This window comes from Acidobacteriaceae bacterium (genome assembly GCA_028283655.1).
GTDB lineage: Bacteria > Acidobacteriota > Terriglobia > Terriglobales > Acidobacteriaceae > Granulicella.
The window spans coordinates 47584-60188 of the sequence record JAPWKE010000001.1 but is presented as its reverse complement, the minus strand read 5'-3'; the positions used below and the strand labels follow the sequence as shown (position 1 = coordinate 60188).

Below are 12605 nucleotides of genomic sequence, written 5' to 3'. Positions count from 1 at the left end.
GAGGAACACAAGCGGCTAACGGCACATCGCAGCAAGCTCCTTCTCGTAGCTATCGCGGTGAGGAATTGCCAACCCCTTGGCGCGCGACACCTGGTCTTCAAACAGCCCGCCGCCGTCGAGTTTGTTCGGCGGCGTGCTGTACGCCGCATCCATCTCCGCCTGCGGCAGCGAGACAAACTTGTAGCCATCGGCTCGAATCTGCGCGACCAACTCAGAAAACATCACCGCATCAAACGCGCCGATATGCAGCAGCAGAACGTGCGGAATATCGTGTCCAAACGCGTTGAAGCTCTCAATCCGCTCTGCCCACATATTCTGCCGGGCCGCAGCCAGATACGTGTCATGCAGACGCTTGATCGCCACATCATCATGCTTCACGGAGCAGCGCGCATACGTCTCGTTCCACGCATAATCTCCCCAGCTCATCGTCACCTCGGCCACCAGGTAGCCGTGCTGCGTCAGCCACGTCCGGGCCGCAGCACGCTTCTGCGGCGTCTCCCCTTCGCCCAGATACGGAAAGCGCAGATACTTCCACGACTGTTTCTGCGGCTGCCCCTCGGGGTAGGCTGCGAGCTTCTGCAGCAAAGGCTCATTCTTCTCCACGTCGGCGGTCCAGACGTCGAGCGGCTTCTCGTTCAGGTTCAGATGCGTGAACCCATGGCTGGCCAACGGCTGCTCGGCATCACGCCACGCTTCCAACACGCCCTTCGTGCCCTTCGGGTCCCACTGCAACCGCGCCCCGTTCACCATGCCTGTCACCGGCGGAAGCTGCTCTTTCTCTATCACCGCGAGTACGCGCTTGACGATATCCATACGCGTCACGCCCGGCGGCAACGCTCCATGCGAAGGCAGATCATCAAACGTAATCGCAATCTCCCCCAGCTTCTGCCCGGGCTTGGGCTGCGTGGCCGAAGCGGAAGCAGGCGTAGTGGCAGGTGTCGTTTGCTGGGCAGCAAGAGTAGCCGACAGTGCGGTCAGCAAAACAGCGACGAAAAGGGCTCGAAACTTCATGCGTAGCAGTCTAACCCTTTACTAAAACGTTTTGGTAGAAAGAACCATATCTTTGGATAGCCAAATCAGACCAGCGAACAAGGCCTGGGAGGTGACCCTGGTGCCTGTTTTTTGTGCCGATGGTGGTACATCGGAAATCTCGGCCGATACGTATCCTTAAGGATGATGCTCCCCGCAACACTCAAGAAATGGACGATCGTCGCACTCCTCTGCCTGCCGGCTGGAGCAGCCTGGCCGCGGCAGCCCCAGGCCCCAACGCTGGAAACGATCAGCAGCATCCGCGCCCTGACCGAAGCGGAAGCGAGCGAGCATCGCCCGGTAGTACTCGAAGGCGTCGTCACCACGCTTTCTGGCTGGAAAAACAGCTTCTTCCTCGCCGACAAAACGGGCGGCATCTCGGTAGACCGCGCATCCGAGACTCCGGCCCTGCATCAGGGCGACCGCATCGAGTTGCGCGGACATACCGACGCCGGGCTCTTTGCTCCCATCGTTACGGCGCATAGCCTCAGCATCGTCGGCCACGAAACCTTGCCGGAGCCCACCGTCCGTTCCGCAGCCGACCTGCTCGGTGGCGTTCGCGACAGCCAGTGGGTTGCGCTCCGCGGCATTGTCCGCGTGGCCGAAGTAAAACAGCTTTGGGGACATCCACGGTTGATGCTCACCGTCGACATCGGCGCAGGCACCATCGTCAACGCCGTCGTTCAGGACTTCGACCCTGAAGCCATTCGTACACTCACGGCCTCGCAAGTAGAGCTGCGAGGCGTCTCCGGAACAGTCTTCAACAATCGCCGCCAGTTCATCGGAATCCGCCTCTTCGTCGCCAGCACCAAAGACATCACCATTGAGCGACCTGCCCCGCAGGAGCCGTTCGACCTGCCCAATCGCCCGCTGAATGCCATGCTGCAGTACAAGCAAGGCAGCGCCGGCGTCAGCCAGATCAAGGTCACCGGCACGGTCACCTGGTCGCAACCGGGAGAAGGCCTCTACCTGCAGGACAACAACGGCGGAAGCCTCTTCGTGCAGAGCGGTTTGAAGCGTGCCGTCCCTCTCGGTACGCTCGTCGAAGCCGTAGGCTACCCCGGCAGCGGAGCCTACGCACCACAGATGGAAAACGCCATCTTCCAGGAGCTGGGCACCGGGCAGAAGATGGAGCCGCTGAAGGTCTCTGCGGCCGATATGATCGTCAACCGCGAAGGCTTCCTCGTCGCTCCCCACGACTCGCAACTGGTGCGCCTGAGCGGCAAACTGCGCGAGCAATTCGAGCGTGGCGACGAAGAGATCTTGCTGCTGCAGGACGGCGAATCCGTCTTCTCCGCCCGCATCCCCCACAGCCAGATGCACCGTCGCCAGTACGGCAAAGGCAGCATGCTGCAGGTGACCGGTGTCGCCCTGATCATCGTCAATCAGGTGCGCGAGCCGAGAACCTTCACCCTGCTAATGCGCGCACAGTCCGACATCGTCGTCCTGCACTCCGCACCGTGGTGGACCGCCCAACACGCCACCTGGGCGGTCTTTGCCCTCATCGGCATCACCGTCCTGATGCTCGGCATCATCGCCTTCCTGCGCAGGCAGGCGGCGTTGCGCTCGCTCGTCGTCACCGACCAGCTCACCGGCCTCTACAACCGCCGCGGCTTCCTCGCCTTCGCCCAGGCACACTGGCTCAAGGCCCAGAAGACCCGCGAGCTGATGCTGCTCATCTACATCGATCTCGACCTCTTCAAACAGATCAACGACACGCACGGCCACAAGATGGGCGACGAAGCCCTGAAACGCGTCGGCGAACTGCTGCTCTCCAGCTTCCGCAAGAGCGACGTCATCGGCCGCTTAGGCGGCGACGAGTTCGCCGCCGTCGCTCTCGAAGGCAGCGAAGAGCTCGTCGACGAACTGCAGGAGAGGATTCAATCCGAGGTCAACGCGACCAACGCGAAAGAACGCTTCCCCTTCGAGCTTTGCCTCAGCCTCGGTGTTGTGCTCTGCGACCCGAAGCAACACGGAGGCAGCATCGAAGATCTGCTCGTCCGAGCCGATCAGGTGATGTACGAACAGAAGCGCCAGCGCAAAGCCGAACGCCTCGCAGCCCAGTAAATCAAAAAGCAAAGAGAACGAGCGTGGCCGAAGCCACGCCCGTTCTCTTTGTCCGCTAGGCGGACAGATTGCTTACTTCGCTGCTGCGAGGGCCGACTTGGCCTGCTCTACGAGAGCCGTGAAGCCCTTCGCGTCGTTTGCAGCGATGTCGGCGAGGATCTTGCGATCGAGGCCGTTGCCAGCCTTCTTCAGGCCGTTGATAAAGGTCGAGTAGCTCATACCGTTCAGCTTGGCAGCTGCACCGATACGGACGATCCACAGCGAGCGATACTGACGCTTCTTCTGCTTACGGCCGATGTAGGCGAACTTGAGACCGCGCTCGACGGCTTCCTGTGCTGCCTGATAGAGCTTGGACTTGGTGAGGAAATAACCACTGGCGCGCTTGAGGATCTTTTTACGGCGATCTGAGCGCTTTGTACTACGTTTTACACGAGGCATCGTGTGCTCCTGTTTGCGTACTTCGGTTGAGCGGCTGGTGGCGGGAGGGCCACTTCACTCGCTTGTTTCAATTCCCAATCTCAATGGGGTTCGCTGATTCGCTAGCCCAGCAGCCTCGACGCGTTTCGGCTGACTTGATGGGGAAACCTCTGCGTACTGCCTTACGCTTTAGGCGTAAGGAAGCATGCGGGCGACCTTTGGCGTGTCCGCCACGGAAACGAGGGTGATCTGACGCAAGTGACGCTTCGTCTTCACCGACTTCGACGTGAGGATATGGCGCATCTTGGACTGGCCGCGCTTGAACTTGCCGGTACCAGTCTTCTTGAAGCGCTTTGCCGCGCCCGAGTGGGTCTTCAACTTTGGCATGGGTATGCTTTCTGCGGTCTGCCTACTGACGACCGAGGGGTTTACTGCAGCTATTAGTGTAACAGATAGCCCGGGATCAGAAGGCTTGCGGGCTGCGCCAACTGCAGCGGCACGGCGACACAGCTCAAACTGCCTGTTAGTTCAGCCGAACGAGATACGCATCCGCCTGGTCGTCCGGCTTGCCAATCCAGCTTCGAATCGCCTCGGCCTGCGTCTTCTCCCGCCCCGCCGGATCGATTCTGACCCAGAAGCCGGTTGGCCCCTGGAACTCCTGCACCTTCGCCGTAGCATAGCGCTTCGCCAGCGCATCCCGCAGATCACGCGCTCCGCGTTCGGTAGCAAACGCTCCCGTCTGCACACACCAGAGCCCACGTTTCTCCGGCTCGGCAGCCACTTCGACCGGCGCATATGCCTCGATCTTCACCTTCGCAATCCCCATGCGGTAGAGGTCGATCCGCTTGGCCGCGCCTTCGGAAAGATCCATGATCCGGCCCCGGACAAACGGCCCACGGTCCGTAATCCGAACGATCACGCTCTCATTCGTCGCAAGGTTCGTCACCCGCGCCAGCGTCCCGAGCGGCAGCGTACGATGGGCGGCGGTCAATCCGTTCGCATCGTAAACGTTTCCGTCAGCCGACTTCTTATGGTTGAACTGCGGCCCATACCAACTCGCCATCCCGGTATCCACCAGCAGCGGCTTCCCTCTCAGGCTGGACTCATCCAGCGCCCCACTCGGCAGCGGAGGGTGCGTTGGTAACGGCTCACGCGAGGCAGTCGTCGTGCCGCCGTTCGAGCTTCTCGGCGCTTCCCTGTGATGCTTTGGCGGATAGCCCGAAGCCCAGTCCGGGCGCTCCTCTGGAGCATTGCGTGAAGCCGTATGCACGCTGTGGTGACAGCCCGCCAGCAGCAGCGCCGCGACCGTGGCAACACCTGTCAGCGCAGATCGGCGAAGCATCCTGGAGAACCGCATCGCCATCTAGCGCGGACCGCCTGGATCATCTGGGGACTTCCCTGCACCGCGTGCGCCATCCATATGCTCTGCCAACGTCTGCAGTTTGCCTGCAAGCGTTCGCAGCGCCGACGAGCTATGGCGGCGAATCTCAGGCACAACCTCTTCATCGATGCTGCGAACAGCCTCCCGCAACTCCGCTTCAATGCGCGCGGCAGCCTCGCTCAGGCGAGCCTCCCATTCGGGCTTCGAGTTCGGTGCGGTCGGCATAGCAGCAGAAAGCTCTCCAGCTTCGAGCATGGCCGCCACAACGCCTGTGGTCAACGGGATTTGCCTCGCTGTTGCCGACTTGGTAAATGCAGCCAGCTCTGCAGCCACTCGAAGACAACCACAACGCCAGCAGAAGCGTCCTTCTGAGAACAGCGTTTTCAAAAGCTTGCACCACAGGCCCCTGGGTTCCCCCTCACACTATGCGAGGATGCAACAAAGGCCCGTACAGCGATGAATCGCGAGAAGAAAGAGGATGAACCAATGGGAACCAATGCCTGGAAGACCTTGACCCGCCCTGCCGCCGTCGCAGGAATGCTACTGGGAGTCGCCGCAGCGACCCACGCCCAGAGCGCGCTCCACATGGCCGAGGCTCCCCATGAACGCACGATGCTGGCCGCCGCCACAACGCCCATGGCGTTTGATGAGCTTGCCCGCACCACCAACCCGTTCACCTCACGCGCCACCGCCGTCGGCGAAAGCAGCAGTGCCACCACGTCCTCCCTTCCGGAAGATCCCTCCGCAGCGATGAGCGCAGCCTCGAATGCCGACAGCGACGAAGTAGACTTCCCCTGGTTTGGCAGAAGGCATAAGAAGCAGCAGGCGCAGATTCCCGCCGTTCCCGCTCCAGCGACCCGCGCCAACGAGACGCGCAGAAACCGCCCCGAGATCGGCCAGTACACCAAGTACATCCCGGCCGGATACGTCACGCACCGCCAGACCTATCACGAAAAGGTCATCACGGGCGCGGAGGACCTCTACTCCCCCGGCAACGTAGGTGGATGGTTCATCTCGGCTGGTTGGAGCCAGCTCATCAACAGCCGTCCAAACTACGGCACAGACACAGGAGCTTTTGGCCAGCGCCTCGGCGCGGCTGCCCTGCGCTCCACCACGCAAGGCGTCATGACGGACATCGTCTTCGCCCCGCTGCTGCACCAGGATCTGCGCTACTACGTCAAAGGCCCCCGCTACAACGTCTTTGACCGCGCACTCTACGCCGCCAGCCGCGTCTTCATCGCGCGTCAGGACTCCGAGAGCACAACGATCAACACCGCCCTGCTCGCTGGCTATCTCGTCACCGCAGCCACCACCCAGGCCTATTACCCGGCCCAGAACCGCGGCTTCGGCAACATGATCTCGGGCTACGGAACGTCCATTGGCGGCGCCATGCTGACGAACATCTTCAACGAGTTCGAATCAGACATCAAGATGACCCTGCACATGAAGCGCAAGACCTACGAGCCGTTCAAAGATAACTACCCAGCCAAATAAGGGATGCTCCATCCGTCAAAAGCGGCCCACCTTCTTCAGGTGGGCCGCTTCTTTGCCGCGAGAGATAGCAACAGGCTTCGGAAGGAATAAGCAGCACAATGAATAAGCAGCGCAACGCAAAGGGCGAGCCATCGCGGCTCGCCCTTTGTGTTGTGTCTTACTTCCAGGAACTAGAAGCAGGAACTAGAAGGTCGTTGAAACGGTCAGACGGAAGGTCTTACGCGGTTCGCGGAGCTGATAGTTTGCGCCGTAGTATTGCAGCGCCTGCTGGTAGGTGTAGTTGCCTGCCCCCGTGGGATCGGCCGAAGCCGACGTCGGGAAGAAGCTCTTGAACTCGGCTGCCGAGACAGGAAGCTGCTGAGGCAGCGTCTTGTAGAGGCGAAGCGGGTTGTAAGCATAGTAGATACGCAGTGGAGCATTGACGATCGGCAGAACCACCTGAAGTTCCGCACCGTTCGACATGCGCGGTACGAAGTTCGTACCCTTCAGAGCCGGCAGGTAGAGCGGGAAGTTGACAGACTGGGTCCCATCGCAGGTTCCGTTGTTTGATACTACCGCGCAACCGTACGGCGCCGAGTTCAGCTGCGAAAGTCCAAGGACGCTCTGACGAAGCTGCGAGCTCGACGTATTGAACGTGAGACCGAAGTCCGTGAAGAAGTCGAACGTGACTTGGTTCATGATCGGAATACGGTACTCGATGTTCGACGTGATGCCCGTGTCCGCACCAATCGACGAGAGTCGGTAGACCGGGACGGGGATCTGCACGTTACCAAGCAGCGGGTTCGTTTTGTCACGCGGAACCAGCGTGCCGTCCGGGTTCGTCAGATTGAACATCGTCCGAACCGGGATCAGCGTATAAGGCGAGCTGGCGCGGATGTCGAAACCACGAACATCGTTTTCGCCGCCACCATAGATACGTGCGAACGGCGGAGCAACCTGACCGCCAAAGCCATAGACGCTCGAGTATTGGGCGCGGATGGCGAGGACGTTGTGGCCTTCGCGGTTAATCTTCAGCCCCTTCATCGGGTAGAACTGGCGGAACGCAACCGTCGGAGCAAAGTACTTCGTATTGCCACCGAAACCAGCGAACTGGAACGCCACATTCAAATCGCGACCCGAGTGCGGTCCAACACCACGATCCAGCGTCGAGAACGAGAAGCTCGGCGTAATGATCGAAGAGATGATGCCGTCAAGCTGGTTCTGTCCGGCAATACCGGAGCGGAAGGCCAGCGTCGAGAAGACGTTGCGCGTGTTGTCGTTGAAGGTCGTAATGCCCGACTTCGACAGCGAGTACGAAAGACCCACACGAGCCACACCCGTCATGCGGAACAGCTTACGCAGCGCCGTCGAGGTGGAGATCGTAATACCCGTCGATGCCTGGTTGTAGTTGGTCAGCAGCGAGGACTGTGCGTTCGTCAGGTTCGCGCTCTGGCCGTTGGCAATCGAGTAGCTCTTCGACGGGTTGTAATCGTACTTGGTCGAGAAGACCTGTACACCCAGCGAGATCGGCTTGTTGCGCAGGTACGGCTCGTTGAAGCCGAACGACAGGTTGCGCGACAGATCGCCAAGGTTAGCGTTGACCGACAGCGTTTCACCGAAGCCGAGGAAGTTGTTCGTCTCGTAGTTCAGGCCAATGAACGAACCCGACATACCCGAGATACCGCCGTTCAGGCCGATGGAGTTCTTACCCTTCTCCTTCAGCTTGATCAGCAGGTCAACCGTGCCCGCGTCAGCGTTCTGGCGCGTTTCGACGTCTTCGTCTGCCTTCAGGTTCTCGAAATACGAGAGCTGATTCAGGCGCTGCAACGAAAGATCGACAAGCTGCGAGTTATACGGCTGGCCTTCTTCCACCAGCAGTTCGCGACGGATAACGCGATCACGCGTCAGCGTGTTGCCGCTGAACTCGATGCGAGCGATGGAGAACTTCTTGCCTTCATCAATATCGATATCGAGATAAACGAGGTGCTTGGCTTCATCGAAGCGAGGCGTCGGCGTTCCTACAAAGTTGATGTAGCCGTAGGAGCCATAAGCCTTCTGCAGAGCCTGCAGTCCCTTGCCAAACAACGTCGCGTTGAACCAGTCTCCGTCCTTGATCGCAAACTGCGCGCGCAGGGCCTTGGAGTTGTTCAACATCTTGTTGCCGGTAAAGGTGATACCGCCGAGGCGATAACGCTCGCCCTCTTCGATCGGGATCATGATGTCAACGCGCTTGCCCGTCGAAGGACGCAGCGTGAGCGGGTTGATACCGCCGGCGTTGCGTACGTTCGTCTGCGGCTCACCCGTGATCGCCTTGGCATAACCGCGGTTGCGATACTCCTGGCGAACGCGGTCAGCATCTTCGTCGAGCTTCGACGCGTCATAGGTACGCGGCAGAATGTTCTCGAGGAGGATCGAGTGCGGAACACCGATCGGCTTGAGGTTGCGCATGGAAGCGCGCAGATCGCGCGAGCCAACGTGCTCGTTACCCTCAAACTGGATCTTGCCAACCTTGACCGTCGGGCCTTCCTTCACGTTGAACGTGATGGCGACCGCAGCCGGCGGAATGGTCTTGATTTCGGTACGGATCGAAGCAAACTGATGGCCGTGTTCACCGAGCAGGTCCTTCAAGACGACCTCAGCACGCTTCACGCGCGTCGGGTCATACTGGCTCTCCACCGAAAGACCAACTTTGGCCTTCTTGAAGCGCTCCAGCACGTCGGAGACGCTGACAGAGCTGAGGCCCTTGTAGTTGATCTCGCGAATCGTCGGCTTCTCGCGGACGTAGACGATCAACTGCACGCAGTTTGGATCATCTGCGCGCTCAATGCGCACATCGTCAAAGTAGCCGGTGTTCCAGAGCGAGTTGAAATCGCGCTCGAGCATCGCCGGATCGTACTGATCGCCGGGCCGCGAGAAGAGACGTGCAAGCACGGACTCCTTGGGGATGCGACGGTTGCCGACGACCTGCGTCTGGCAGAGAATCTGCGGCGCATTGGCGGCGGAAAATTGCGGCGTAGCACGCACCTGAGCGCGTGCAGCCAAAGGCGCAACGGCCAGCGACAACACAGCCAAACACGGCGCAAGCAGCGTCGAAAGGATGGCGAGTCGGCTGGGGCGCGTGCGCACAGCTGGAGTCGTACGGTTCAGAGCGCTCGCGCTCACAGGCTTTCCGGAAAAGATGACCACACCCTCACTGCTCGATACAACAAGATGAAACCCGCGCCGCCTACTGTAAAAACGCCTCACAGGTGGAGTCTTGATTATAGGCGACGGCGACGGGCAGAACGAAATCCTTACGCGGTATTTAGTGGCGCCGACCGTAAGACTGGGTCAGGTGGCCAAGATCGGCCTCCCGCAGAAATGAGGCAAGTTGCTCCTGAAGATGGGGTTCTGCCACGCCGACGGGGCTATTGGCGTCGGTGGTTTCGACCTTCATCAGAATCGGAACAGGCCCCAAAGTCGACATCATTGGCAGCCTTCCTTCGGGCGGAGCGACCACCATTGTGATGTGTTTGGTCTCATCTGAGTACTGCTCGCACTTCCCGCCCTGGCAAACACTGGAGGCCTCAAGCCATTGCCGCGCGCCGTCGTTGTACGTTGCGGCAGTAAAACCAGCCGGGCCGCTAGGCGTCGGAATCGAAAAAGAACCGTGCCAGGTAGGCTCTTCGCCGCGTGCCAGATGGCAAACCTCAACATCATGCACGCCAAGGCGCGGAGAGATACCGAGCGAAACCTTCGTGTGGCCGTCCGCCGAGACATAATCGCCCCAGATATAGACGATCCAGCCTGTATCCAGGCGGTCATCGTACGAGCGAACTTTGTGCCAGCTCCCAATCTGATCCGGCAAGGGAGCGGGCTCCACCTGCATCTCGTTCATGTGCTCGGCGCGAATCGTGTGGAAGGTGTCCGCCGCGAAGATCGCAGAGAGCACAAGCACCACACCGACACGAAGCAGGTACGAACGCGCATGCGTGGGGCGCCGAACCGGCTCATCTGCCACCGCCGGAAGAACATCGTCCTCCTCGCGGCGAAGCCTGTTCGCCACAAAGAAGAACAGCAGCAGCGCGCAGACAAAGAGCGTTCCGCCAATGCAGTAATCCGCCTGCTTCGAGTGCGTCTGCATCCACCGATGCGGCAGCGCCAGTTTGTACCAGACCACCAGCAGGCAAAGCCGCAGAAAGTTAAACAGATACCCCAGCAGCACCGCCCCGGCAACGACCGGAGCAAAAACATACCAGCGGAAGCGGTAAAGATAGCCCACCACCAACGCCGCCATGCCCAGCGTGATCGCTCCGCGAATCCCGTTGCAGCCCGGAGCGATGAACATGCCAAACTCCGGCGTGAACATCAGGCGGAGTTTGTCCTGGGTTAGCTGCTCGCCCAGCAGATGGGCAAAGCCTCGCGCCACCATCGCAGACGCGTGCTGCAGCGGAAGATCAATACGGCGGGAAAACGTCTGGGGAACCGGAATAACGGCCCACATAAACACGACAGGAAACCAAGCAGCACGCAGCAAACGGCGACCGCCGAAGAGCAGCACCATACTGGCGGCGTAAACCACCGCCACAAGCGGCAGCGGAGGAAGCTGCAGCAGCCAGTTCTTATTCACCATGACGACGAAAAGCGTCTGGGCCTGCACAAACACCAGAGCCACCGTCACGGCGAGCAGACCGAACCCCCACCAGGTGCCTTCGGTCTCCCAGCCCAGCCGCCGCCACACCCGCAGAATCATGCCTGCAGAAACGAACGGCACGACCGCGCCCATGCTCTTTAGCTCATCGCTACCCCAGATACCGAGCAGCGAACGGGCGGAAGGGTAAACGGTAAAAACCCCCACCGCAGCGCAAAGGCAAGCCAATGCAACCGCAATGCGGGGGTCTAGAACAGTCGGGGTCGAATCAGATTTCGGCAAGGGGCACTACTGGCCCGGAACCGCCGGAGCCGCGTCTTGAGAACCTGCGGAAAACAGAACCCTGTGCGCTTACTTCTTGCGCGCGCGGAAACGTGTGCGAAGGGTGTTCAGGCCATAGACGCCACCTGCAAGGCCTGCCAGGATGACGGTCGGATTTTCCGGCGAGTTGTCGCAACCATCCTGAGCAAGGGCCGGACGGGCGGCAGCACCGAGAACGATAGCCATACAGGTGTACAGAAAGATCTTCTTCATCGGGTAAAAACCTCAAAGACTGCGCACAAAAGCGCTTGGGGAGTGGAGAAAATTTGTAAAACAGCTTACGTCTTGACTCTTTAAGAAGGCCTTAATTCGCTTCCTGGAAAAGCCAGAGGGCCTGTACTTAAGTTCATTTTTGTACTTTTGCAGGCTTGACGAGAAGTTTATGGTGCCAGAGAACCGGCGTCAACACTATAAAGTCATCGCCACAGAAGAAATTTGACGCCACGCACACACCCGCAAAAAAGCTGCCACGCCCTAACGAACCGCCTCCAGGCGTTCCAAAATGCTGGCAACCTGCATCTCATGGCGAATGAAACGCCTGCTGGAAGCCGTCCGGGGAAGGTTCTCCTTCGCTGACTGGCCTCGTCCTTTGTACAATCAGGCGTTGGTGGAGAATATCCACGGAGGAGAAATACGGCATGGCATCGGCTATGGCAAATATCGAAGCGCTCAAGAGCGTACACGGCAGCTTGAAGTCCCGCATGGAAAAAACCGTCGAGGACTTCCGGTCACATCTGGCTAGCGTGCGCACGGGGCGTGCCTCGGTACACATGCTGGACAGCATCCGCGTGGAGCAGTACGGCTCGGAAGTGCCCCTCTCTCAGGTCGGCACGCTCAAAACCCCCGACGCCCAGTCCATCACCGTGGAGCCGTGGGACAAGACGGTTCTCGGCGCGATTGAAAAGGCGATCCGCGGATCAAACCAGGGCTTCAACCCCATGAACGACGGCAAAATCGTCCGCGTTCCGGTCCCTCCCATGACCGAAGAGCGTCGCAAGGACGCCGTAAAAATGCTCGCAGGCACGGTGGAAGACCACAAGACCTCCATCCGCAACATTCGCCGCGACGGCAACGAGCAGGTGAAGAAAGCGGCCAAGGACAAGCTCATCTCGGCTGACGACGAAAAGAAGGCCAATGAAGAGATTCAGGCCCTGACCGACTCCGAAATCAAGCGCATCGAGGAGCTCTTCAAGGCGAAGGAAAAAGACATCATGACCATCTGACGGCCTTTCTACGGCTTCAGAGTTCCAGCAACGGGCGGCCTTCGGGCTCGCCCGTCGTCTTGCC

11 protein-coding genes are annotated in these 12605 nt (G+C 59.8%); 3 read left to right on the top strand and 8 right to left on the bottom strand.

Translation table 11 applies throughout. From position 1 onward, the window contains the following. Positions 1-15: 15 nt before the first annotated feature. Positions 16-1011 (bottom strand): polysaccharide deacetylase family protein, encoded by a 996-nt coding sequence (locus tag PW792_00260; GenBank protein ID MDE1160356.1) that lies wholly within the window; start codon positions 1009-1011, stop codon positions 16-18. Positions 1012-1176: 165 nt separating this feature from the next. On the opposite strand from PW792_00260, the gene PW792_00255 reads away from it, so the two are divergent. Beyond that, positions 1177-3096, top strand: coding sequence for a GGDEF domain-containing protein (locus PW792_00255; GenBank protein ID MDE1160355.1), 1920 nt, complete (start codon positions 1177-1179; stop codon positions 3094-3096). 72 nt (positions 3097-3168) lie between these two features. On the opposite strand, the gene rplT is transcribed toward PW792_00255, so the two are convergent. From rplT to PW792_00235, 4 genes are all read right to left on the bottom strand, one after another. Further along, complete coding sequence (rplT, locus tag PW792_00250) at positions 3169-3534, bottom strand: 50S ribosomal protein L20 (GenBank protein MDE1160354.1); 366 nt, start codon at positions 3532-3534, stop codon at positions 3169-3171. A 168-nt stretch (positions 3535-3702) separates the two neighbouring features. After that, on the bottom strand, positions 3703-3900 hold the full coding sequence (gene rpmI / locus PW792_00245; protein ID MDE1160353.1) for a 50S ribosomal protein L35: 198 nt from the start codon (positions 3898-3900) through the stop codon (positions 3703-3705). A gap of 136 nt (positions 3901-4036) precedes the next feature. Further along, positions 4037-4855: a septal ring lytic transglycosylase RlpA family protein gene (locus tag PW792_00240; GenBank protein ID MDE1160352.1), complete on the bottom strand. Its 819-nt coding sequence runs from the start codon at positions 4853-4855 to the stop codon at positions 4037-4039. Between the two features lie 21 nt (positions 4856-4876). Then, entirely contained in the window at positions 4877-5227 is a 351-nt protein-coding gene (locus tag PW792_00235) for a hypothetical protein (GenBank protein MDE1160351.1), read from the bottom strand. Positions 5228-5380: 153 nt separating this feature from the next. Here PW792_00235 and PW792_00230 point away from each other — a divergent pair, with 153 nt between their 5' ends. Beyond that, positions 5381-6388 carry a hypothetical protein gene (locus tag PW792_00230; GenBank protein ID MDE1160350.1) on the top strand — a complete coding sequence of 336 codons (1008 nt, stop codon included), beginning with the start codon at positions 5381-5383 and terminating at the stop codon, positions 6386-6388. A 183-nt stretch (positions 6389-6571) separates the two neighbouring features. On the opposite strand, the gene bamA is transcribed toward PW792_00230, so the two are convergent. The 3 genes from bamA to PW792_00215 all read right to left on the bottom strand — a co-directional run bounded on the left by bamA (position 6572) and on the right by PW792_00215 (position 11531). After that, positions 6572-9529: an outer membrane protein assembly factor BamA gene (bamA, locus tag PW792_00225; GenBank protein MDE1160349.1), complete on the bottom strand. Its 2958-nt coding sequence runs from the start codon at positions 9527-9529 to the stop codon at positions 6572-6574. Positions 9530-9671: 142 nt separating this feature from the next. Beyond that, a complete protein-coding gene (gene xrtJ / locus PW792_00220; GenBank protein ID MDE1160348.1) occupies positions 9672-11204 on the bottom strand; it encodes an exosortase J in 1533 nt (510 codons plus the stop codon). A 144-nt stretch (positions 11205-11348) separates the two neighbouring features. Continuing rightward, on the bottom strand, positions 11349-11531 hold the full coding sequence (locus tag PW792_00215) for a PExPT-CTERM protein (GenBank protein MDE1160347.1): 183 nt from the start codon (positions 11529-11531) through the stop codon (positions 11349-11351). Between the two features lie 425 nt (positions 11532-11956). Between PW792_00215 and frr the strand changes: the two genes are divergently transcribed. Then, positions 11957-12541, top strand: coding sequence for a ribosome recycling factor (gene frr / locus PW792_00210; protein MDE1160346.1), 585 nt, complete (start codon positions 11957-11959; stop codon positions 12539-12541). The last annotated feature ends 64 nt before the right edge of the window (positions 12542-12605 follow it).